16 protein-coding genes are annotated in these 24,534 nt (G+C 51.7%); 2 read left to right on the top strand and 14 right to left on the bottom strand.

Features of this window, described 5'->3' with window-relative positions; genetic code table 11:
• The 7 genes from H6585_08305 to H6585_08335 all read right to left on the bottom strand — a co-directional run.
• Nucleotides 1–4,260 (bottom strand): hypothetical protein (locus H6585_08305; GenBank protein MCB9448330.1); only part of this gene is annotated, 4,260 nt, incomplete at its 3' end.
• A gap of 1 nt (nt 4,261) precedes the next feature.
• Nucleotides 4,262–4,897 (bottom strand): hypothetical protein, encoded by a 636-nt coding sequence (locus H6585_08310; protein ID MCB9448331.1) that lies wholly within the window; start codon nt 4,895–4,897, stop codon nt 4,262–4,264.
• A gap of 47 nt (nt 4,898–4,944) precedes the next feature.
• Nucleotides 4,945–5,493, bottom strand: coding sequence for an OmpH family outer membrane protein (locus H6585_08315; GenBank protein ID MCB9448332.1), 549 nt, complete (start codon nt 5,491–5,493; stop codon nt 4,945–4,947).
• Between the two features lie 204 nt (nt 5,494–5,697).
• The gene (locus H6585_08320) at nt 5,698–7,413 is read right to left on the bottom strand and encodes a VCBS repeat-containing protein (protein MCB9448333.1); all 1,716 of its coding nucleotides are present in this window, start codon (nt 7,411–7,413) and stop codon (nt 5,698–5,700) included.
• Nucleotides 7,414–8,837: 1,424 nt separating this feature from the next.
• Nucleotides 8,838–10,574: an ABC transporter ATP-binding protein gene (locus H6585_08325; protein MCB9448334.1), complete on the bottom strand. Its 1,737-nt coding sequence runs from the start codon at nt 10,572–10,574 to the stop codon at nt 8,838–8,840.
• A 529-nt stretch (nt 10,575–11,103) separates the two neighbouring features.
• Complete coding sequence (locus H6585_08330; protein MCB9448335.1) at nt 11,104–11,997, bottom strand: follicular epithelium yolk protein subunit; 894 nt, start codon at nt 11,995–11,997, stop codon at nt 11,104–11,106.
• A gap of 243 nt (nt 11,998–12,240) precedes the next feature.
• Nucleotides 12,241–15,066 carry a hypothetical protein gene (locus tag H6585_08335; protein MCB9448336.1) on the bottom strand — a complete coding sequence of 942 codons (2,826 nt, stop codon included), beginning with the start codon at nt 15,064–15,066 and terminating at the stop codon, nt 12,241–12,243.
• Nucleotides 15,067–15,449: 383 nt separating this feature from the next.
• Here H6585_08335 and H6585_08340 point away from each other — a divergent pair, with 383 nt between their 5' ends.
• Entirely contained in the window at nt 15,450–15,902 is a 453-nt protein-coding gene (locus tag H6585_08340) for a hypothetical protein (protein MCB9448337.1), read from the top strand.
• A 44-nt stretch (nt 15,903–15,946) separates the two neighbouring features.
• On the opposite strand, the gene H6585_08345 is transcribed toward H6585_08340, so the two are convergent.
• The 7 genes from H6585_08345 to H6585_08375 form a co-directional block, all read right to left on the bottom strand.
• A complete protein-coding gene (locus H6585_08345; protein ID MCB9448338.1) occupies nt 15,947–17,113 on the bottom strand; it encodes a hypothetical protein in 1,167 nt (388 codons plus the stop codon).
• 21 nt (nt 17,114–17,134) lie between these two features.
• Nucleotides 17,135–17,551, bottom strand: coding sequence for a hypothetical protein (locus tag H6585_08350; GenBank protein MCB9448339.1), 417 nt, complete (start codon nt 17,549–17,551; stop codon nt 17,135–17,137).
• Between the two features lie 30 nt (nt 17,552–17,581).
• Nucleotides 17,582–18,301 carry a hypothetical protein gene (locus H6585_08355; protein MCB9448340.1) on the bottom strand — a complete coding sequence of 240 codons (720 nt, stop codon included), beginning with the start codon at nt 18,299–18,301 and terminating at the stop codon, nt 17,582–17,584.
• 22 nt (nt 18,302–18,323) lie between these two features.
• Nucleotides 18,324–18,986 carry a hypothetical protein gene (locus tag H6585_08360; GenBank protein MCB9448341.1) on the bottom strand — a complete coding sequence of 221 codons (663 nt, stop codon included), beginning with the start codon at nt 18,984–18,986 and terminating at the stop codon, nt 18,324–18,326.
• A gap of 12 nt (nt 18,987–18,998) precedes the next feature.
• Complete coding sequence (locus H6585_08365; protein ID MCB9448342.1) at nt 18,999–19,496, bottom strand: hypothetical protein; 498 nt, start codon at nt 19,494–19,496, stop codon at nt 18,999–19,001.
• A 29-nt stretch (nt 19,497–19,525) separates the two neighbouring features.
• Nucleotides 19,526–20,935, bottom strand: coding sequence for a T9SS type A sorting domain-containing protein (locus tag H6585_08370; protein MCB9448343.1), 1,410 nt, complete (start codon nt 20,933–20,935; stop codon nt 19,526–19,528).
• A 215-nt stretch (nt 20,936–21,150) separates the two neighbouring features.
• A complete protein-coding gene (locus H6585_08375) occupies nt 21,151–21,753 on the bottom strand; it encodes a hypothetical protein (GenBank protein ID MCB9448344.1) in 603 nt (200 codons plus the stop codon).
• Between the two features lie 197 nt (nt 21,754–21,950).
• Here H6585_08375 and H6585_08380 point away from each other — a divergent pair, with 197 nt between their 5' ends.
• Nucleotides 21,951–24,305: a DUF2339 domain-containing protein gene (locus H6585_08380; protein MCB9448345.1), complete on the top strand. Its 2,355-nt coding sequence runs from the start codon at nt 21,951–21,953 to the stop codon at nt 24,303–24,305.
• The last annotated feature ends 229 nt before the right edge of the window (nt 24,306–24,534 follow it).

The raw sequence follows: 24,534 nt of genomic DNA on the forward strand, positions 1-24,534 counted from the left end.
GCCGAAACCGGGGAATGCACTTGCGAACGGAATGGGGATGAACAGGAAGCCCACGGAGAAGTCCACTTCAAGGCTTCCGTCGATGGTCACATCCGACACCTGTTTGCGTTCCATGGTGATCTCCATTTCCTTTCCGGGGTATTCGTTCCGGACGTCTTCCAGGCCATACATCATGGGGACCTTTTCACCGGGTTCGAAATAGGTGAACTCCTGGGACGTGCCCAGTACCCATGATTCCGGATCATCCGGGTTACCGCCGTACGTTGCGATCAGTTTGGGCTGACCATGCATTTCGTTTAGCACAAAGCGGAAGCCCTGTGTCAACCAAACGTTGTTCACGGCGTATTGGAAAACAAGTCCCGGAACTACCAGCCAATCTTTTCGCTCGTCAAGCGGACTCATTTCAAAGGCATCGCCCAGGTTGTTTTCATAGTGTTTGTCAAATGGATAATCCTTGGCTGTGTAGAATTCGTTCACAGTGAAGCCCGGACTGGTGTTACCCTCATAAATATTCCGGGCAACCACCTTTGAATATCCGATGGATGGGGAAGGCAAAAGCGATTCACCCATGGGTCCTTCAAAATTGTCTTTGCCTTTTCCACGGATGATCTTTTCATAGAATCGTTTGGCACGGCGTTGCGCACGGTATTTGATCACCGCATTTTCTTCGCGGATGGCGTCGGGTTCCATGGTGGCCACACCGCTGCTGATTTCGTTGCCGTAGTCATCCTTTGTTTTGTAGGCGTATTCGGTTCCATAGAGGCGTGCGCTTTCGCTGCCGTCTTCACTAAAACCTTTGTCGTACAAAAGAATTCGCTTTACACGCACACCACCGCCGTCTTTGTCAATGATGGGAATGCGCAGGTACGAAAGATCGTTGTTGATGGACGGGCAGATGCGGAAATCGCTACCGAACGGGAAGGTGGTCAGTGTGTAGTATCCCGACTGTAAAAACGCGAGGATCACATCCTTCATTTTCTTTCCGGGTTTGTCGTTCACGGTATTGTCTTTGACCAGTGTGGAACAACCGTTGCGGTTGATGTTTCCGATGCGGTTTGATACCACATAGCCTACGCACGCTTTGTGCAGGGCATCGTCGTCCATGTCAAGATAGAGTTGTCCGCCGGCATCCACGCCCACGGCATCCACCTGGGCGTAGCCTTCCACATACTCCGAGTTGCAGTGGTTGTTAGACAAGCTGGCATCACCCTGGTTGTCGAGGAGTTGATACAGGAACTTGTAATAGATTTTCTCCTTTTTATTGTTCAGGAAAATGGAACGCATGTATTCGGCGATGCGCTGTTTGTCGTTCACAGGGTCCTGAAGCACTACGTCGCTGTCGATATTGAGGTAGTAGCGATTGCCGCTGTGAGAGGCGATGCTGACCATAGCCATGGCCTTTTCAGCCTGCACATAGGCATAGTCTTTCTGCTCATATTGCACATGAATCTCACCACCGGAGGGCAGTTTGATCACTTTCAGTTGCCATGCTGCGGGGTCGAAGTTTCCGGCCGGTTTTTGATTCAGCCAGGGCCTCAGGTTTTCATGTTGTTGTTTACCATCTTTTTGATAGTTACCCCAGGCGTCGAGGTTTAACGGGTTGTAAACCGGTGTTTCGTCTTTGCCGCTGCCATAATTGCTGAGTGCCGCATATGGTGACGGATAGGTAACGGTCGGGTACACGTATTCGAATTCATACGGACTGATTTTGGCAGGGATCACATTCTCATATTCGAACCACACCCTTTTCAGTGTGAGTTTGCCCCGTCCGTTGGTGCCGTTGGGAAGTCCGTCAAGCGTGGTGGCGTTGAAGTTGCCGGCCCAGGCTTCGGGTCCGTCCGAAGGTTGGTTGTTGTAATATTCAAAACGAACGGTTTTAACGAGCTGATCGGGTTCACCATTGGTGCTTCGGGCATACAGCTTGATGGCGTCGAGTCGTTTCAGTTTGTGGCTTCCTTTGGCTGTTGAGCTGGTGGAAGCTGTTTCTTCATTGTGGGATGCCTCAAGGCCGTCTTCACGATCTGAAGTTTCGAAAACAGCATAATGGGTTTTGGTTTCGATCACATCCAGGATGTACTGCTCTTTATAACCGTACATCACAGAAGCGACGTTGTCTTTCGGGTCGGAAATCTCTCCCGTCTGGTAGCTCATTCCATTATAGGGAATGCGCCACTTGTACCAATCATCCAGGTTGTCGGACGTTTTGTCGCGTGAACCTGAAATGCGTTTATAAGAGAACCTGGTATATCCGCCGAAATCGTCCGGGGTGGGTCCGTCAAGGGTTCGGTCGATGTAGTCGGATGTGTTGATTTCGGTCAGCAGGAATGCGGTTGCGTAGGGTGCTTCTCTTTCTTCGCCGATGGCGAATTTTTCACTATCGGGATCTTTGATGCCGTGATCTGAAAAGAGGATGTTGTTGCTGGAGATGTTGCCCTTTGGTTCGGGGTATTGCGCATTCAATTCCGAGCGGGAGTATACCGGCAATCCGAACACTTTGCGGGAGCCATCGGGGGCATACACGGCGAATTCACCGATTCCGTTTTGAATGGCGGAGTTGTTTTCTTCCCGGTTGATCAGTGCATCCAGGGCTGCATCCTTGCTATAGGCGTAAATGTGTGCGTTATTGATTCCAACGGTAGATGAGATCTTCTCGTTGGTGTTGTAGGCGATGTAGGAAGACCGACCGGTTCTGGTTTCGTTTACGTCGGTATTGAAGACGTCCATGGACTTGGGAATTTCGTGCATGGTCAGTTGGAAATTCTTAAGTCCGAAAGCAATTTCCGTTACATCCGAAGCACCTTGCAGGGATGCGTTGATCACGTTGTCATTGCCGAATTCCACACTGCCGCCTTTGTCGTTATTGAACCGGAAGAAATACGCTTCATCTTCATCATCGGCATCGGCGAACTTGTAGTCTGCGGATTCACCTTTGCCCACTTTACTCCAGTCCTTTACCTCTACGCTTTGTTCACCAACGCCTACTTCAGCGCCGCCCCCAAGGTTGGTTCCGATGTGGAGTTCACCGCTCAGGTTAAAGAACAGGGTGCTGCTTTCCTTGACATTGGGTACAAAGTGCCCCACGTTCTTTTGGTGGAGCCGGAATCCGCCTCCGAGGCCTTCACCGGACACGGCAAACGCATCCGCATTGCTAATGGGAATACCGATGTTCTGGTCGCGCTTGTGGAAGGTTTCTCCTTTTTCCACGAAGTAGTCCATGATGTGGTCTTCACCGGTATGCGCGGAATGCATGTATCCGTAAGCTTTGAGTCGTTGAAATTCGTCCGGCGATTGCCAGCCTACGGAACCTCGTACACCGAACTTAAGGCCGGCGGGCAGGAAAGAGGGTTCGCCATCCACGTTGAACTTGGTGTTCACCAGGTAACCTTTCATGGCGGAGGTTTCAGCTGCGCGGATGTCGTCTTTGAGAAGGGACATTCCGTATGATTTGGCAGTTTCTTTTATCGTGTTGAGCGGAACTTTTCTCAGGCTCCGGAGTTTGTCCTTGATTGCCTTGGTTGCATTTTTCTTTACCTCGGCGATGTTTTTGGCTTTGGCAAGCTTTTCGTCATTCTTGGGTGTATTGCGGTCGCCTTTGTTTTTGTTTTTCAGGCGCGACAACAGCTTCATCGGGTTCACGCTGAAGTCGAATTTTCCTTTCCCATTGCTCGCATTATAGCCAAGGGTGGCAATGCCTTTCACGCTGGCAGATATGCCCTGCACGATGGCGAAACCCTTGTAGTTGTTGTAGCGGAGGGAAGCGTTAATGCCTATATCAAGACCCAGGCCGCCCAACTTCTTGAGATCGATGCTGAATATTTCGGGGAAGCCGATATCAGTGCCGGTTGTTACGGTCAGGTTGGTCTTCACCTTGTTCCAGTACTTCACGTCTTCACCGTCATAGTCATCTGGGAAGCCGCGTTTGTTCCGGTTGATGGCGCCCGGGTTAAGGGTCCATCCGTAACCCACCCACGAAGCTTCTTCTTCCGGGGATGTGCCGCTGTGGTACGAAAGTGACAGCGGGTAACTGCTGCCATTGGGCCCAGGCACATTGATCACCGGAAGGTTGTAGGTGAAATCTCCCGTGAATTCATTCACCATGTTGGTGGTGGTTACCGGTTCGAAACTGGTGAACTCCGGTTGGGATGGTCCGCTGGTGAGGGCCCATGCGGTGGAGGGGAATAGCAATTGACCTGAGATATTCAGGGCCATTGCCAGGGCGAATGCTTTGACTGCCTTGTTCTTTCTTAAGCGTAGTATCATGTCACAATTGTTTCAAAGTGGGTATGAGATCGATGTTGGCCTTCTTGAATTCGAAGTAGTTTTTTCCCAGGCCAAAAAACGGATCGTCATATGCGATGGAGATGGATGTTGATTCGTGGAGTGGAGCGGCATGTTCATTTCCGGGGACGAATACGAGTATCACATTCCTTCCGGGTGTCAGTCCGTATACATTCTCCAGGTGTGCCAACACGGGCGTATAGGTGCCTTTGTCCGTTGAGAGGGTCACATATTCCTGCATGGAAAAGTTCATCTCAAGTGCCCGTGCATTGTATTCTTCAATCTTGCTGACGTCCCTGAACATGATATCACCTTTGGTTTTTTCTTTATCGGGTCCGAGGGTCAGCAGGAACGTGGTGCTTTTCTTATAGATGTTCAGGATGCTGTCGCATTGCGCTTTGGAATAGGTCGGGTGTTGTTCAATTTCGCGGTGAGCCAGCCAGTCAGGGGGCATGAACTTCACGCGCATTTCCACGCCGTTTACCTTTTTTGATTGTACCAATCCATTCCCTGGGTCATTCACATATTGCATGAGTTCATCCCAGGAAGCCACCTGATGCATGTGGCTGCATGAAGCATTCAGCAACAAGCATGCGCATGCGATCCATAAACCGGACATCCTGCGGGGCCATCGGCGCCGCAGCGGTAAAAACAACAAACGTTGCATCAGCTTTGACCTTTATAGGATTTGTTCAGTGCCGCCAGTACTTCATCGGTGATGTCGATGGCGTCTTTTGCGTACAGCAGGTTTCCGGAAGTGGTGGTGCCAAGGATCATGTCAAAACCTTTGTTCTGACCGAATTCCTCAACAAAACTGTTGATCTGATTCAGCACAGCCTGGGTCATTTCATTGTCTGCATCCTCCCGTTTTTGTTCGATGCTTTTCATGTACCGGGTCAGGTTCTGTTGCTGAAGTGTGATCTTTTCTTCTTCCGCTGTTTTTTCACCGGCGCTCATTTTCTTCAGGTTAGCTTTGTAGCCATCAATGGAGGCCTGCAGTTCGGATTTGAGGGTTTCGATGTTGGTATCCCAGCTTTTGGATTGGGCTTCGAATTTCTTCTGGGCTTCCTTCATGCCTTCGAATTCATAGACCAGGTCGGCAGAGCGCACATAGGCAATGTGCGGTTGTTTCCAAATGTTGTAGAGGCCAAGACCCGTGTTCAGCAGTACTGCCAGCAGGATCAAGGTAATCAGGGTGGATTTCCGGTTTTTCATGAGGTTAGGGGTTTGCCGCGAAACTACTTGACAAAACTGACCTCAACCAGATGGGCTTAATGAAATGCCCTTGCGGCTTAACGAATGGTATGATTAACCTTATAAAAGGGCATAGACCTTGTTCTCTGTAAGTGTTTGCAGGTAAATGACGGGTGAAAAGGTTAACTTTTACAACACGTTTCCGGGGGTGGGGATACGTTTGGGTTAACGCAGAACACTTATACGTTGGGTGCAGATCCGGGTGCCGGTTTGCAGTCGTACCATATAGATGCCTCCTGTTGCCGGATTAAAATCATACAAATGTGTTCCGGCGTTCTGCTCTTCATTGGAAAGTGTGACCACCTTCTTCCCAAGTATTGTGAAGACTTCAAGCACGACATGCTCGCTTTTGTTGAGGGTATAAACAAGATGGGTGCCGGCGGCGGTGGGATTGGGGAAAATATTCAGTCTTGTACCGGTATCCTCCGTCGAATATATGCCCAGCAAAGGATCTATATACAGGGTGTCATTTTGAAGGTTGAAGGGAATGTGGTTGCCTGCAGAATCAATGGCTACCGCTTCTGTGAATGACAAGGGCATGATAAAATATTCGGAAGGGGAAGGAGATACCTGGAACCGCACCGTAGCGATCTGGCCATACCCACTCTTACCGGTGTGGTTGATTCGGGACATAGCACCGTCCAACTTGTCCAACATTTCCTGAGGTACGGAAAGTGTGATAGCGTCTGTTCCCGGGGTGATGTACCATGAAGGCACATAGGATAGTTGCAAGGTTGAAGATGTCAATCGTTTGGTAGGCATGCCGAGGTCGAATGCGAGTCCATAGAGATGTTGTACCGGTACCTGGTTGTCGCCGAACAGGATCTGAGCTTCAACCCATTCTCCGGGAGCTACATTCCTTTTTATTAATTGTACCCGCAGGGTTGGATAAGATGGATTAACAACCGGAGCAGTGTTTGATTTGCTGTGCACTTTGCCATAGTTGAGTTTGATGGCAAGGGTGTCATCGGCATCAATGGTTCCCGAGCCGTCGCAATCGGCATGCTTTAAGTCAAAGCCATTGAATTGTTGTTTGCCCCAATCGGTGCATACCTGTGCGGTCCACTGGGTAGAGATCGAACTTCTGGACGGACCGGATTCGCCATAGTAGACACCGATGTTCAAAAGGTCCTTGTTGTCTGCAACAAAATCACTGTTGGCGTCACCTGGCCAAACAGATTGGCACAATGCGGAATTACAGGTTTCGTATACCACGATACGGCGGTCAACACCGATATTGCGGAGCACCTGGTGTATTCCTGAGGGCCAATTCAACAAGATAGAGTCAACACTTTCAAGGTTCTTGAATCCCAGCATCACCTCCAAGGTATTCTGGCTTCTGTAACCGGTCTGGCCGGAAACCTCCCTTGTAATGATCTGGGGTTTTCCATCGAGTGTCACATACGCAGAAACTTTGGTGCCGATGGCGGATCGGTTGCTGATCACACCCACAAGCTTCAGTTTCAACCAATGATTGCAGTTGCCTCTGTTGGCATAAATCATCGGGTAGGCATCCAATCCAACCACAATCAGATCGGGATCTCCGTCATTTTCTATATCTCCCCATGCACATGTGGTTGAAGCCCATGATTCCGCCGCAGTGGAATTAAATGCGGGGAAAAGGGTTGAGCTGAATGTGCCATCACCATTGTTGTGGTAAAGGGAATTTTTTTGTGCGAACTGTGTGTTGGGATTGGTGTAGTGATGGGTAACGAACAGATCCAAATAACCGTCGTTGTCATAGTCGGCCCAGGCACTGCTCCATGAAGGTCGTTTGCTGGTGAGTAAGTCACCGGCGTTGGACACCTGGCTAAAGGTGCCGTCACCGTTGTTGTGAAGGAGCAGGTTGTCTCCGGTGAGGGAGGTAACGAACAGGTCCATCCATCGTTGTCGTAATCTCCCCAGGAACCACCCATCAGTTGGTGGCTGGTGATGCCGTTGAAAGCGGTTGAGGAAACGTTTGTGAAAGAACCGGTGCCATCATTCTGCTGCAGCACCAGCGAATCGTCCATCAGGTATAGCCAGTCCTGGTCGCCATCGTTGTCGTAGTCGACCCAGGCCTGACCGTTGCCATGTCCTTGCGTCCATGTGCTTTCGAGGGAAAAGTCCACACCCGCATTGTTCCTGATCAGGTGATTGGTTCCTCCGGAAGGTCGTACGGTGACAAGATCCAGGTATCCGTCGGCATTGTAGTCCACCCAGGAGATGCTACCGGATTCGATGAACATATTGCTGTTCAGCAGGTCGGAACGATCCTTGAAATTCAGGCCGGAGCCCTCCTTGTGAAAAAGGTGTGTTTTTCCGTTACTGTTCTCTGCGCCGGATGCGGCATCCGTGAGTCCGTCATTGTCGTAATCACCCGTAGAGATACAAACTATGCCTCCTGAATATCCAAGGGCTGAGGAGTTGGTGAAATAGTCGAGGTTGCTGGGTTTGATGGTAAAGAAAATTCCAATGGAATCGTTTGACAGTACGAGGTCATCCCTCAGGTCACCATCAAGGTCCATCCATCCTCCGCTGAACCATTGTTGTTTCCAACTTATGGGTGGATTATTGAAGACTTTTTTACCATGTACATAAATGGTTGAATCAAAGTCGCCGTTTTTTTCAAACACCAAGATGCTGTCAGAAGAAGTGCACCCATTCGTTCCTGTGACGGTTAACTTATACAAGCCGCCTTCGGTAACGGTGATTCTGTTTTCGGTGCTTCCGTTCGACCAAAGGTAGGATACGAACAGCGGGTCGGTATATAAGGCAATGGAGTCGCCGGTACATATATGCATCAAATCGTCATCAAACCGCATACGAACAGGTGTGCCGATGAGGGTCACATGGGTGATGGCGGTGTCGTTATGAATGGTGGTGTCTGTGGTTCCGTTGGGTTTATATGTCCATGCATCAATCTTGTATACACCTGCCGTGTCAAAAGTAAAGTTGCCGAGTGTGAAAGGGGAAGAGGTTTGGCCGGGGAGCAGGTTGCCTGTCCACGCTTTGTCCGTTCTGAATTTGTCATTGATCCGCCATTTGACGGTCACATTCTTGATGGCATCCGCACCGTAGTTATGGATGGTGGCCATTACGGGTTGGTTCTCAAAGCAGATGAGTGTGTCGTCTATGATGACGGAGCTGATGCCTGCATCGGGAACGGCACGTATTTTATCCTGCGCTACTGCTTTATGGGTGGGGAATAAGAGGGCGGCTAGGATAATGAGTTTGGAGGCCAGGTATTTCATATATGTAACGGATCGGAGGTATGGTAAGCACGCTCCTCAAATATAGCAAACGCCATTCATATATGAAATTTATCAGATCCTCGCCTGATACGTATACAACCTGTGGTACCTTCCTTCTTTAGCGATAAGTTCGTCGTGGGTTCCTTGTTCTGCGATTTGCCCTTGTTCGATCACCAGGATCTGGTCGGCTTGCCTTATGGTGCTCAGGCGGTGGGCGATCACGAATGTGGTGCGCCCCTTCATGAGTTCAGCCAGGCTTTGCTGAATCATGGATTCGCTTTCGGTGTCGAGGTTGGAGGTGGCTTCATCGAGGATGAGGATTTTCGGATCGGCCAGGATGGCGCGGGCGATGGCCACACGTTGTCTTTGCCCTCCGGACAGTTTCACGCCACGTTCGCCAATTACGGTGTCGAGGCCCTTTTCGAACCGGTCGGTGAACTCGTTTACGTATGCTGCTTTGGCTGCTTCGATGATTTCCGTATCGGTGGCACCGGGCCTTGGAAAGCGGATGTTTTCACGGATGGTGCCTTCGAACAGGAAATCATCCTGCAACACCACACCCAGGTGTTTGCGGTAGCTGTCGAGGGTCATTTTGGCCAGGTCGTGTCCGTCAACGGTCACCTTACCGCTGTCGGGTTGCATGAACGACGCGGCCAGTCCGGCGATGGTACTCTTTCCTGAACCCGAGGATCCTACCAGAGCGGTCACACTTCCTTTCGGTGCTTCGATGGTAATATCATGCAGTACTTTTTTGCCCTCTTCATATGCGAATGAAACATTCTCAAATCGGATATCACCATGAACTTCGGTCAGCACATCGGTTCGTTCGGGTGCATCCTGTTCGGAATCCATGTTCATGATCTCCTCGGTGCGGTCGAGTCCGGCGAAGGCTTCGGTAAGCTGACTGCCGATGTTGCTCATCTGCACGATGGGTGCGATCATGAAGCCGAGGTAAAGGGTGAATGCAAGGAAGTCGCCGGTGGAGAGTTCGTTCCCGATCATCATATAGCCCCCGATGCCCATGATACCGGTGGATGCCAGCCCGAGAAGAAACGTAGCGGAGCTGGTTACCAGGGATGTGGAAGTGAGGCTTTTCTTGATGTTGTTGAAGAGGCGGTCCACACCGGTTGCAAATGTGTTGATCTCTTGCTCTTCAGCGTTGAAGCCTTTGATCACGCGGATGCCGTTGAGGGTTTCGGTGAGGCGGCCGGTGACCTCTGCATTGATCTTTCCCCTTTCACGGAAGATGGGGCGAATGAATCCGAATGCCTTCAGCGCCACGAATCCGAACAGGGCTACGGGGATGAGTACGTAGGCGGTCATGGTCGGACTGATGCGGATGAGCAGCACCAGGGATGCGATGGCGGTGAGGGTACCGCCCACCAACTGCACCAGGCCCGTTCCCACAAGGTTGCGCACGCCTTCCACATCTGTCATGATGCGGGACACCAGTTCGCCCGATTTGGCATTGTCGAAAAAGTTCACGGGAAGGCTCAGGATTTTTTGCTGCACCTTCACCCGGAGTTGCGAGATCAGGTGTTGGGCTTCCACGCTCAACAAGCGGGTAAGCAGAAAAGAGGTAATGGATTGAACGGTCACGGCAGCGGCAACCACCAGCAGGATCTGGTAAAGTTTACTTAGGTCTTTGTTGATCACCACATCATCCATCAGGAATTTGGAAGCACCCGGCAATACCAGGGCGGCAAACCTGCCGATGATGATCAGGATGAGGCCCAGGAAGAGGAGCTTCTTGCGGGGCCAGATGATGGTTTTGAATACGCTGCGGAGGTTGGTTTTCTGTTGACTCATGTATATACCGGTTCTTGAATGTCAGCAAAGGTATGAGTAATGGGGGATTGTTGGGGGAGGTGATGAGTCTCAAGTCGCGAGTTTCAAGTCTCAAGTCGGTGGTCGGCGGACAGCAGTCGGTGACCGGTGGTTTGTGGTCGGTGGTGGTCGGATGATTTTGACGCGGCCGGAGGACTTTATAGTTTCAAGTCTCAAGTTGCGAGTCTCAAGTTGCGAGTCTCAAGTTGTGAGTCTCAAGTTGCGAGTCGCGAGTGTCAAGTTAATGGTCAATGGTCACTAGTTTGTGGTCAATAGTCAGTGGGAAGCGGATGTCATTGACGCGACCGAAGGGAGCCAACTACGGCGCAGCCTACTTACGCGACCAACGGGAGCCATTTACCATTTACACGACCGCAGGGAGTGATCAACCGCTCAGCGTAACTCTTCACAAAAGAAAAGTGTATTCGTTCTATTTTTTTTCAATTCAGGGCATAGAAAAACCCTCCCATGGATCCCGGACCCGGGGGAGGGTTCTTCTGAGCAGGTCTGTCTAGTTGGCGAGGGCAGGTTCTTCCTGCTCTGCACCGACAGCTGCTGCATCTGCTACGGCGTATTCAGCGCGCAATGCACCTTGCGTGTCGCGCAGTTCCACCTTCGAGTTGGAGTAGTAGCCTACTTCGATGTCTTCAGTGAACTCTTTCAGGTTCTGGATGCGGGCGGAGTTCATCACACCGTTGATACCCAGCGACCAGAAGTGGTGGCCTTTATAGGTCGGGTTGTAGTTCACAGCGGTGTTTCCGATCAGGTAGGCTTTGTACCGGATGCGCACCTTCATTACACCGCGGCTGGCGGTGAGTTGTGCTTCCACCGATTCACCGGGTTCCAGTTCCACGCTTACACCCGAATCCGAACCCACGGCAATCGACTTGCTTTCCGAACCGCCTTTTCCCCATGCCTGGGAGAACGAGAAGGATGTTTCACCTCCGCCTCCCGAGCCCAGGAACCCAACCTCGTAGGAAATGGTTTGGCTCACTTCGATGGTGCTGGTTTGCGACCAGTTGCTCTCCACCGTGTTGGTCACCTGGTCGGAGATGCCGGCGTTGAAGGTGGCCTTTTGCTTCGACTTGTTTGAAAAAGTCTTGGTGGCGATGATCACCGGCTCCGATGTGATGCCTGTGATCTCCGCACTTTGCACCACCAGTACCGTTTGTACCTGTGGCCATCCGTACGTCTTGTACAAATCCTTCCAGGGGGTTGGACTGTGCAGGAACGCATCGTTGGGTTTCTTGCCGAAGTACTTCTCAACGGCATTTTTCAAGGAACCGTCGTTCAGGTTGAACGTACCTCGTTCCTTGTCGGTAATGATGTGTTGAACGCTGCCCGAAGCGTTCACGCTCGATGTGGCGACATCTTCACCTGCTTTGATTGTGATTTTGAGTCCCATGACTTTGTGTTTTTGGGTTATTACTCGGTTCGATCGGGCCACCGTCCAGATCGATGAAGGCAATCACAGGTACGCCATGCAGGGATGCGCAGGTACGATAGGTCACTTTCAGGAAAAAGACGGAGGTACAATCACTGTCCGGAAATGAACAGCACTGTTAATGTAATCAATCATGGGGCCGATGGCAAGTCATTGTTTATTTTCATGCATGTAAGTTTTGCGGGATGGAAATGGTTCTCATGCTCATCGCATGGTCATCCGGTTTTTGGTCACCTTCCCGGTGTTGTCGATCTCAATATTCACCAGGTAGAATTTCTCGCAGGGTGCCAGGTCGGGCATCATCCACATCCGGAAGTAACCGTTGAAACTGAATCCGTGGCTGACATCCATTCCGGCTTTCAACCGCAAACCGGGCTGGTCAAACCACACCATGGTATTCTTGTCGCCGTCTTTGAAATGATTTTTCACCGTGAAGTTGGTTCTTTGGATACCGGTTGGTGTGTTGGTGTCTGCGAAGCCCTCGGTCGGATGGTCATCGTAATCGTCGGTGGTCATGGAAGCGTTCCCGTTCTCGTCGGGCAGCGGTTCGTAAGGTACTTCCACTTCGCCCGTTTCCAGTTCGCTGCGGTTGGCGGTTTTCCTTTTGCGTCCTTTACGCTGGATGGTTGTGGTGCCGATTTTAACCGTGCCTGCGGCATCCTGTCCTTCATCCAGGAAATCGGGTCCGGCTTCAATCACCGCCACCACTTCGAATGAGAAGGCAACCACATAACTTTTGGTGAGTTTGTTATGGGCATCCACCGAAAGCTGGGTGCCTTCGGCGATGGAAGGCCCCAGGGTAAGATCTCCATTCAGTTTGGAAGCATTGCTGGTGATAATCTCCAGGTCGGTGCATTTGAACTTTTCCCTGGTTTTGGTTACTGCGCCGGTGAACGGGTCGTACGTCACCACATCATACACAGCGTTTTTATCATCCTTCAGTTCCAGCAGGGCCAATATGCCGTCGGATGGTGCAGTTGTGTCCAAAGTCAGCACCGGCCCGTAGGACACCAGTGTGTCGTAATACCAGGTATAGGTGAGTGGGTATCCTTCCGGATCATAGGATTCTTCCGCATGCAGGGTGATGGTATTACCCGACGGTTCGCCATAGATGTAGGTGACCGGTAACTTGTTGATGGAATAATGCATGGTCACAGGCGGATATGCATCGTCAACAAATTTGATGGTAACGGCGATGTTTGAGCTGGACTGGCATTCGGCGCAAATGACGGTTTCGGAGACCGTGCCTTCACGCCGGACGGAATTCGTATCGTTGTCCAGAATGTTCACACTCGTGTTTCCGTCGTTCACCCATACCTCAGAAACCTCCAGCGTGGTGTCGTGTTCAACAGACAGGATCTGGTGTCCCGAGATGGTGGAGAAATCCGGAGGAAAAACTGAAACGGCAGGTGGCGGGCAGTATAAGCTGAACTTGCCCAACAGCAGCAGGTAATCGGTGGCATCCACATGGCCGCTTCCGTTGATGTCTTCCGGGCAGTTGCTGCAAAAAGCGTTGAACTTTCCCAGGAACAGCAGGTAGTCGGTGGCGTCTACACGTCCGCTTCGGTTGATGTCTTCCGGACAATCTATGACTTCACGGGAAACATCCAGGTTGATCTGGTCAGCAAAAGTCCACCCCGAGGTCCATGGTGTGGTGTTCGGGTCGAAGGCACCTTTGTAATCCGCCTGGACGAAAAAGCCGTCGTTCGGCGGTTGGTTGGTGGTGCTCACATTCACTTTCGGTACCGGGTTGAAAGGATCAAGCACCACGTTTGACGGATCGATGGCGAACGTATGATCAATCACACCCGGGATCATCATGTTGTTGTTGGCCAGGAATTGTGTTTGCAGGCTATCGGGATTCACCATGCGGGCAACGGCATCGTAGGCGTTGTTGCTGATCATCAGCAGGCCGTTGTTGTATTTGTCCAATGCAGTAGGAATGCCGTTCAACACGCGCTGAGGGTCATGATCAATGCGGGCGCCGTCGTTGAAGTTGACAAAAAGTGAATTGAATACACCGCCCTCGGTGCCCTCTTTTGCATGAAAGCCTTCCTGTGTGCCACCTCCGATGAATGTGGTATTGTATACCGTGGGGTGGGAAGCGGGCAGGTTCCCGGAATCCTCATCGTCGCCGTCGCCTTCGATCCCGGTGTCTTCACCCGGAAGGTGTACGCCGAACCAGAACTGACCGCGGCCGGTCCATCCCTGGTCCCAGTCGAACGCATCATCATCGCTGAACATGCTCGAAACCCATCTGAGGTCAACGGTACCACCGAATATCTCAATGCCATCATCGCCGCAGGAAACGGTTTCCACATGTTCGATCACGGTTCCGCGACCTACGGATGCAAGGCTGAGCGCATTCATTTCTACAGAAGGCATGATTTCGCCGCCTGCGTGCCGGATGCTGATGTACCGCAATACGCCTGAGTTATCGTTGGGGTTGAAGCCCCCGTATTGGTTACGCGGATCGGAAGGGGAGAAGCCTTCGAGCACACCCACACCGTCGCCTATTGCATTGCCTCCATCGGCCAGCAACAGGTTGTTCGGGGCATACCCGAGGATTACCAGTCCGCCCCACTGCCCCTTGTTGGAGAAAGGGTATGTGCCGTCCAACGGATCATCGATCGCTGTGAAAATGATCGGGCATGTGGCGGTGCCCTGTGCGAAGATCTGCGCACCGGCACTCACCACCAGTGCTTTGTTCGGACCGGCAGCGCCCTTGATCACCGTGCCGGGTTCAATGAGCAAGTCGCCTCCGGGAGGTACATAGGTGAGCTGATCGACCACATACACGTTTGTGCAGGTAAACATGGTGTTGGGTGACAGGTTGCCGTTGAAGTCGGAAAGTGACGACAGGTTAATGATGGGCCGCGATGCAGCGGGCGGACAGCCGCAGCTTTGGGCCTGAAGGGTTGAGGGCGGGATCAGCAGGGTCATGCAAATCATCTGCACAAACATCCAAACACGCATCGCACGCACCGTGCCAGGAGTCCGCCGCAAGGATAATTTGCAAAGGCGTTTCATGGCTAGGGGTTTTGTTAAGTTGTCGGAGGTAGGAAGAACTGTTGCAAATGTTCCCTTTTTACATGAGCGGCACTTTTTGCATGGATGATGGTTGGGTTATGATATCATGAACGGATTCTGAAACGGGATAAAGCGATTGCTGAAGTCACGTGGTGGTTTCTTTTTTACCACATAGGCACATAGGGAGCATAGCGACGGGTGTCAATAAGGTTATTTACTCAACATCGGATTACCAATGTTGAAGGTAAACGGATTCCGGGTGGATGGCACATGTTTAGGAAGGTATATAATGCCTGCTGGATGGTAACTACCCGTAGGAACCATGCAAGTGATCATCTCTCCTGCCAATTCCTTACATTTAACATCCGTAACCTCATCGCTTCATGAAATACCTTTTTATCATCTTCTTTGGCATCGTTGCAATCACTGCGGGTGCCCAGCCTTTGTCGGGCGTATGGCGTCTGGAAGGCTATGTGTATACCGAAGGATCGGTGGTCGACTTCGATACGCTCCGAACGTTTGACAAGATGGTGTTGCAGCGGTCTTCGGATGAAACCCAGGACGATTTTCTGGGAGCGGTTTTCCGTTTTGAACTGGATGGTAGCTTCGACGCCTGTTTCGGTATTCATCAATCCGTCCACCGCCAGTCCGAAGCGGTGTTTGAAATGCAGGCCACAGCCACAGGATGCGGAAGTGATCAATACATTGAACTCCACTGGTCGCTTTCATCGAACGACACCCAACTGGTGATCGAACTCAAGGGAGAAAAAAAAGAAAAGCTGACCTATGCGGTGACCTGGCCGGACCGGGATCATGTTCGGCTGGAGAAAAAATAAAAGCGCATGATGTGCCCATGCGCTTAAATCAATTTCCTTTTGGTTTATCGGATCTCGATCACTTGGATGGTCGGTTGGTAACCTAGTGTGGTGTTGGTGTTTTGAGAGGCGCCTTCGGTGTGCAGTACCTGGAAGTCGATATAATCCCCTGCTGACAAGTCAATCATTAAATTGCTGTTGCTGGACTGGTACCAGTTGGTACCGCCGGAGATTTCCACCTGGCGGGTCATGGTTACACCGTTCACCTGGATGTAGCCTGCCACTTGTTCATTGTCGTCCATCACCGCGTTGCTTGTCCACGCGGCGGTGATAAAGTATTTCCCCGTTCTGCGGATTTCCACCCGGTGGTCGGTGGTGATGTCGCCGATGCCGCCGATGTCATAGTCCTCTGTGTCAAAGCTGATGTCGGTGTATGTGTTGTCGGAAATGGATTGGGCGGCGGCGCGTCTGAGCCGGCATGTGTGCGGGTGAATCTGGTCATCCACCACGTACCAGGAGGATCCGTTGCACACGATGCGCACGGCATCATATTGCACATACAGGACGAGTGTGGTGGCGCCATCAATGGTTTCTGCTCCGTTTCCATCGATGGTGATGGTGTTGGAGCTGGAGTTTGTTTTTTTGATGTAGTACATCCGGCCGGAGTTGGATGCGGCGGCAGGTAGCGTGATGGTGAAACTTCCCGAGGCATCGGATGCCTGCACGATGCCGTAGGTGGCGTCCAGTGTCGTTGCGCTGGAAATGCTGGAAATTTTCATGCCCAGGCTTCCTTGCAGGTCCAGGGTGCTCACGGGAGAGCTGGTGCCGATGCCCACCAGGCCGGCATCGTCGATGATCATGCGTTCGGAGCCTTTGGTGTCAAAGCGGATCTTGTCTTCGTCGGTGGATTCCTCCACCTGAATTTTTGTGTCGGCATCGGTGTCGCGCAGGCCGTTGGCGTTGTCGGTGAGTTCCACCCAGCGGGTGCCGTTGTAATAGTAATACGCACTTTTGTCGGTATCGAATACCACGAGTCCGGTTGCAGGCGATCCGATGGCGGTACGGTTGGCGGTGGTCATCCGGGGCGGCAGCAGTCCTTTGCCTGTGCTTTCCAGTTCCAGCAATGAAGAGGCATCAATGGTGGTCGGGTTGTCACCGATTTTCACCTGTGCCTTCACAGGCAGCTGGGCCAGCAGGAGAAGACTCAATATCCATGTGAATGCGTGTCTCATTTTATCTCATCTTTTTTCATGCTAACGGATTTCCGCTATCTGCAGAGTCGGCTGGTTACCAAGGGTTGTGTTGGTGGTTTGACTGGCTCCTTCACCTTGCCATACCACGAAATCAACATAGTCTCCTGCGCTCAATTCCAGGGTGATCGTGCAGTTGGCGGAGAGGTACCAGTTGGTGCCGCCGGAGATTTCCATACCGCGTACATACGTGGTGCCGTTTACCGCTATGTAAGCCGCCACCTGCTCGTTGTCATCCATCACCGCATTGGTGGTCCATGCCCCTGTGATCTGGTAGTAGCCATCTCTGCGTATCTCTATCCGGTGGTCGGTGGTGATGTCGCCGATGCTGCCTACGTCATAATCCTCAGCGTTGAAATCAATGTCGGTGTATGTATAGTTGCTAATGGTCTGCGCACTTGAACGCCGGAGCCGGCACATGTGCGGATGGATTTCATCGGTGACAATGAACTATTCGGACCCGTCGCACACGATGCGCACGGCATCGTATTGTACATACAACACCACGGTGGTGGCGCCGTCAATGGTTTCCGCACCGTTCCCATCAATGGTGATGGTGTTGGTACTGGAGTTGGTTTTTTTGATATAGTAGGTTCTGCCGGTGTTGGAGGCGGCAGCAGGCAGTGTGATGGTGAAACTTCCCGATGCATCGGATGCCGCCACCACGTTATAGGTGGCGTCCAGGGTAGTGGCGCTGGTGATGCTGGTGGTTTTCATGCCGATGCTTCCCTGAACATCCAGGGTACTGACCGGCGAACTTGTTTTGATGCCTACCAGTCCGGCATCGTCGATGATCATGCGTTCGGTTCCCTTTGTGTCAAAGCGGATCTTGTCTTCGTCAGTGGTTTCCTCCACCTGTATTTTGGTATCGGCATCGGTGTCGCGCAGACCGTTGGAATTGTCAGTGAGTTCCACCCATCGTGATCCATTGTAATAGTAATACGCACTTTTGTCGGTATCAAATACCACCAATCCGGTTGCGGGTGATCCGATGCCGGTTCGGTTGGCGGTAGTCATGCGGGGCGGGAGGAGCCCTTTGCCGGTGCTTTCCAGTTCCAGCAATGAAGAAGCGTCAATGGTGCCCGGATTGTCACCTGCCTTCACCTGTGCCTTTGTGGGTTGCAATGCCAGCAGGAACAGGCTCAGTGCCATGGCAAACAGGTATTTCATATGTGCGTGATGTTGTTGCATACTACCGGATTTCGCGCACCTGGATACATGGGTTTGATTGGTCGTTAGTTGTACTTGTGGTTATGCTGGATCCTTCGTTCTGCCATACCTCGAAATCGATGTAATCTCCCGCGCTCAGCTCAAGGGTGACCGAACTGGTGCTTCCCAGAATGAAGTTGGTGCCTCCTGAAGTTTCCAAACCACGTGTGTAGCGGGTACCATTGATCTGTATGTAACCGGTCACCTCTTCGTTGTCATCCATCACAGCAGTGGTGATCCAGGTGGCTGTGATCTGGTAGAGTCCGTCCCTTTGGATCTCCACCCGGTTATCGGTGGTGATGTCTCCGATGTTTCCGACGTCATAGTCTTCCGTATTGAAAGCAATGTTCGTGTAAGTGCTGTTGTTGATGGTTTGAGCGGTTGAGCGTCTCAGTTTGCACATGTGCGGATGAATCTGGTCTTCGAGGATGTACCAATTGGATCCGTTGCAGTAAATGCGGACTGCGTCGTATTGCACGTACAGTACCAGTGTGGTGGCGCCGTCAATGGTTTCTGCACCGTTGCCGTCAATGGTGATGGTGTTGGGTGTTCCATCAGTCTTCTTGATATAGTATATTCTGCCGGTATTGCTGGCTGCGGCCGGCAGTGTTACGGTGATCGGCCCGGCGACGGGGGCACAGAACACGATGTTGTGGGTTTAGTCGAGGGTGGTGTTGGCATCAATGGAAGTGACGGCCAGGCTCAGGCTCCCCTGCAGGTCGAGGTTGCTTACGGGCGAGCTGGTACCGATGCCCACCAGTCCGGCATCATCAATGATCATGCGTTCGGAACCCTTGGTGTCAAAACGGATCTTGTCTTCGTCGGTGGTTTCCTCCACCTGTATTTTTGTATCGGCATCGGTGTCGCGCAGGCCGTTGGCATTGTCGGTGATTTCCACCCATCTTGAACCGTTGTAATAGTAGTAAGCGCTTTTATCAGTATCAAAAACCAAAAGTCCGGTTGCTGGAGACCCGATGCCTGTGCGGTTGGCTGTGGTCATCCGCGGTGGCAGGAGTCCTTTGCTGGTGCTTTCCAGTTCCAGCAGCGAAGAGGCATTGATGGTGCCGGGGTTGTCACCGATCTTCACCTGGGCTTTCACCTGCCATTGGGTCAGCAGGAGAAGGCTTAATGTCGCTATGAATACTTGGTGTCTCATTGTCTTACTCTGTGTAATAGCGCCAGGTGTTATCGGATCATGAATTTCTTTTGAAAGAGATTTTGCCCGCTTTGTCCGACCAATGTATACAATCCGGGTGACAGTACCCTTTCGGGTTGGATGGCATACCGGAACCGGCCGTTCTCAAAGGCAACCGTATTGTCATATACGAGGCGTCCGCCGGCATCGAAAACGGTGATTCGCATATCGCCGCTGTGATCGGAAGCGATTTGAAGGGAGATGTTGTCGGAAGTGGCCGGGTTGGGGACGATGTCGGCGAGCTGTTCCAGGCCGATGTTTACGGGACGTATGGCGGAATAGGTATAGGTGCCGTCATAATCGGTTTGTTTGATGCGGTAGTAGGATTCGCCCTTATAAGGTTCGGGGTCTGCGGAAGCATACCGGGAAATGGTGGATGAATTTCCTTTGCCCCTGACGGTTCCGATCTCTTCGAAGAGGACGCCGTCACGTGAGCGTTCAATGGTGAAATGGTCGTTGTTGATCTCGGTAGCTGTGGTCCAGTTCAGTTTCACGTCGTGGTCCTGGTAGTAGGCGATGAAGTCGAGCCATTGAATGGGCAACGGGTTGTCTGAAGTGATGGTTCCGATGGCGAATGCCGACCCGAAAGAAGTGACTGCTGCTGCGGATGCAACGGTACCATCATCTTTGTCGCCGGTAGTGCCTCCGTTGCCTTCATCAACCCATTTGGTACCGTCCCATCGTGCTACAACCAGGTCGGGTAAATCGAGCACACCTGAGGATGTGACAAAAGACAGGGTGACGGTTACGTCGGAACTTCCGTTGGTGCGGTCCATGAGCCAGTACTCCACACGACTCACATTGTATAGGGTTCCTTCTCTGGAGGTGGCATCATAAGTTGGATCGGGGTCGCTGTAGATGTACTGTGCGGTAAAAATATCGGTGGCTACAGACGGTGCGGTGATGGTGAGTGGCATGTACCGGCCGCCGTCGCCCACCGGGAAGGTGAAGGCATCGTCGCCGGTTTTGCGCACTACACCATCCACGTGTTTATCGTCTGCCATGCCGGATACTGTGGCATTATCCAGGAAGTTCACAAATTCGGTGGCTGAATTGGCGCGGTTGGTGGTGATGATCCCGTCGGTGAAGGTGAGTGAGCCGGAGATCTGGTATTCAACATCCAGTTGGATGCCGTTGCTGTTGTTGATGATGAAGTTGTTGGCGTCGGGTGTATTGCTACCGTCGATGGTTTGAAGGGCTGATCCTACGTAGTAAATGGTGCCGCTGTTGCTTGTAAAGGTGCCGTTGTTGGTCAGGTCGCCATAAACGGCCATGTTGGCACCGCTGTGAATGCGAAGATTCCCGGAGTTACGGATTTCGTCCTGTGCATGGACCGCCGGGCTGATGGAAAGACAACAAGCCAATCCGTATACCCACGGCCTGAATGAATACAATGCCATTATAACAACTTTACTGGGTCAGAAAGCAATTACACAAATCCCACTGTATCCATCCGAAGCGGGGAGAAGCGACGGATACGTAGTGCGCATGCGTCTTTTACGCTAGGTAAGAAACAAAGGTTTCTAGGATACTAATTTACTTAATAAACTTCTTCTATCTGTTGAATGGGGCGGAACAAGATGTGATCACATTTTAGGAAGCCGGCTTTGCCTGTTCAAGGCATCCGGGTGTTGGTTTTGATGTTTTCGATGGCCTTACCTTGTTCATCGACCAGATTCGTCAGGCTTTGCATGTCGGGTTGCTGTTCCTTTTGGTAGGTCTGCATCAGTTGCAGGGCAACGAGGGTTTGCAACACCACATGGCGGTCGTGGATGTTGCCATTGTTATCTGCAATTTGCTGCATGTGCTGCCGGATCTGATCGGTTTGCTGGTGGAATCTCTTTTCACTATCGTCAAGAAAAATCATTACCTGCTTCCGTAGCAGGGTGTCGTTCACCGTTGCCAGGTACTGGTCGGCACTCCTGTAGAATTCATCGGATTTGGAGAAGAAGTTCACGAATGGGATGGTAACTTCATCTGTGTGTTCCCCGCAAGTGGTAATCTGTTGTTCTAATTGTTTCAGTGCTTCCGACCGTTCAACCGAATCCCGGTAGAGGTCGGCGATCAGGTTCCCGCGGCCCCTGAGTTCCTTTGAAAAAGACCCCCGTTGATCGGCCAGTGCATCGGGAACCTTATGCGGGGAGTCGTGGGCAACGTTGGCTTTCTTGTCTGCGCAGGAAATAACGGACAGGACGAGTAAGGGTAAGATGTATTTCATGGGTACGTGGTTTTGTTTTGTTTCAAGAACGGCACATCGGGTGGTTGTTGTCGTGTTAGTCTTTTTTAACAAAGTGGAGGGCTCGTTCGAATGTCGTCGGGCGGATGTCAGCGTACGAATAAACATATAAAATGAATGGGACTTTTATAAAATGAATGGCATGAAACATCAGTAGCTTAATTTCCTATCTTGCCCGGATGGATCACACCCATGACATACAACGCCTGCAGCAAAGGCTGGATGCGCTTCAGTTGCAGCAGGAACAACACGCCAGAGAGATCCGCGAGATCAGGGGGTTGCTCGACCAACTGAAAAAGGAACCGGAACCGGTCCCGCAGGAGCGGGTGGAGATACCTCATGTGCCGGAGCTTGTGGAAGCCGTTCGGGCATCTTCAACTCCATCCGCGCAGGAACCAATTAAGCAGCCGCACATTCCTGCCGATGCAGGTGGTCCCAAAAGACCCAAAGCCAACCGTGTTCGGGGCGATATTGAGAAGTTCATCGGAGAGAACCTGATCAGCAAGATCGGTATCATCATCACCATCTTCGGTGTGGCCATCGGTTCCAAGTATGCCATCGACCACGACCTGGTAAGTCCGGCCACCCGTATCACCCTTGGTTATGTGATTGGGGCTACCCTGATGTTCTTCGCCCTCCGCCTTAAAAAGAAATATACCGCCTACAGTGCGGTACTGCTGAGCGGCGCCATGGCGATCTTCTATTTTGTGACATATGCTGCCTACAATTTCTACGGCATGATGCCGAAGGAAGCAACGTTCGGCATCATGTTGCTGTTTACCATTTTCACGGTGGCAGCGGCACTCCGTTATGATCAGCAGGTGATTGCGCACATCGGACTGGTGGGTGCCTATGCCGTGCCGTTCCTGTTGAGCGACGGCTCCGGTCGGGTGGAGGTGCTGTTCTCATACATGACGCTCATCAACACGGGCATTGCGGTCATCGCATTCCGGAAGTACTGGAAGCCCCTCTATGTTGTGGCGTATGCGCTGACATGGCTGATCTATTCTTCCTGGTTCGTTCTCAAGTTCAACAGCGAAGAACATTTCAAGATCGGCGCAATCTTCGTCACCCTTTTCTTTGTTATTTTCTATATCACGTTCCTCGCCTACAAACTGGTGAAACAGGAACGTTTTCTGAAGTCGGATGTGGTGATGCTGCTGTCCAACGCATTCCTGTTCTATGCCTGGGGATATGCGCTGCTGGATGATCACCCGGTGGGGAAGGATCTGCTCGGCGTGTTTACCGTTGCCAATGCCCTGTTGCATGCCGCGGTGAGCCTGGTGATCTATCGCCGCAGGCTCGCCGACCGCAACCTGTTCTACCTGATGGCGGGTTTGGGACTGGTGTTCCTGACCATCGCCATACCTGTTCAACTCGACGGATCCTGGGTCACGTTGCTGTGGGCCGGAGAAGCCGCGCTATTGTTCAGGATCGGTCGCGGGCGCAAAGAGGTGATCTACGAAAGCTTGTCGTACCCCCTGATGGGGATCGCGTTCCTGAGCATGCTGCAGGACTGGTCCTACATGTATGACGGGTATGATCCTGAGATCACGGATAGCTACATCCGGCCCATCTTCAATGTACACTTTCTTTCACAAGTGTTGTTCGCGGGTGCGTTCGGATGGATATTTGCTACCCAGCGGAAGCATCCGGAAAGCCGATCGAAATCAATGGCGGTGGAAATGTTCACCTACATGGTGCCGGTGATCATGTTGCTGACGATCTATATAACATTCTGGAAGGAAATTGATTGCTACTGGGATCAAACGGAGAAAAGTCTGGACAGCCTGGGTGCATTGTTCCACCAGGTGTTCGGAGGTGCATCATCCGACACCGGACCGGATCCCATCGAACATCTCCGCTTCATAAGTTTATCTGTATACTCGATGCTCTTCATGGTAATCCTTTCGCTGGTTGGCATGAGGAAGCGGTTGCCACAAACCTTTTCCATTTTTGTTTTCCTGCTGGGTGGATTTTCCGTTTTGGCCTTCCTGACAGGTGGGTTGTTCAGCCTCAGCATACTGCGCGAAATTTACTTGGTTGATGGCGAACCGATAACTGTGGTGTACCTGGCTCGCTATGTTTCCTTATCGGTGGTTGCGCTGACTTTGTGGATATTTCATCGCACGGTAAGTGATCCTGACTTGCTTCCTGGGAAATTTCGTGTGCCCTACGGCATGGTAGTTCATGGTTCGGCATTGTGGATAGCCAGCAGTGAATTGATCCAATGGATGGACCTGGCAGGGTATGCGGGTTCCTACAAGCTCGGACTCAGCATCCTCTGGGGTATATATGCCCTGTTCCTGGTGGTGATGGGGATCAGTCGCCGGAAGAAACACCTGCGCATTGCCGGCATTGCGTGGTTTGCCGTGACGCTGGTGAAACTGTTCTTTTACGACATCGCCCACCTGAACACGATATCCAAAACCATCGTATTTGTTTCGCTGGGCGTGTTGCTGCTGGTGGTGTCATTCCTGTATAATAAATACAGGCATGTGATAGAAGAGGAGGATGGGGTTCGTCATTCCTGACTCAACGGTTTCTCAACAGGTTTCTCGTTTGTAGCTTATGGTTTGTAGTTATGCCCTTTGAAGCTACGTTGCAGATATTAGATTATACAACTCACTGTGGCGTACCTACGGCACGCAGGCTTTCCCTGTGGGCGACACATGCCACCCATGTGCTGCTCCGATGGAGCAGAGACCACGGCTGTCGGATCTATGTACATGAACGAATAGCATGTTCCGTTGGGAACGCCAC

This window comes from Flavobacteriales bacterium (genome assembly GCA_020635855.1).
Taxonomy (GTDB): Bacteria; Bacteroidota; Bacteroidia; order JACJYZ01; family JACJYZ01; genus JACJYZ01.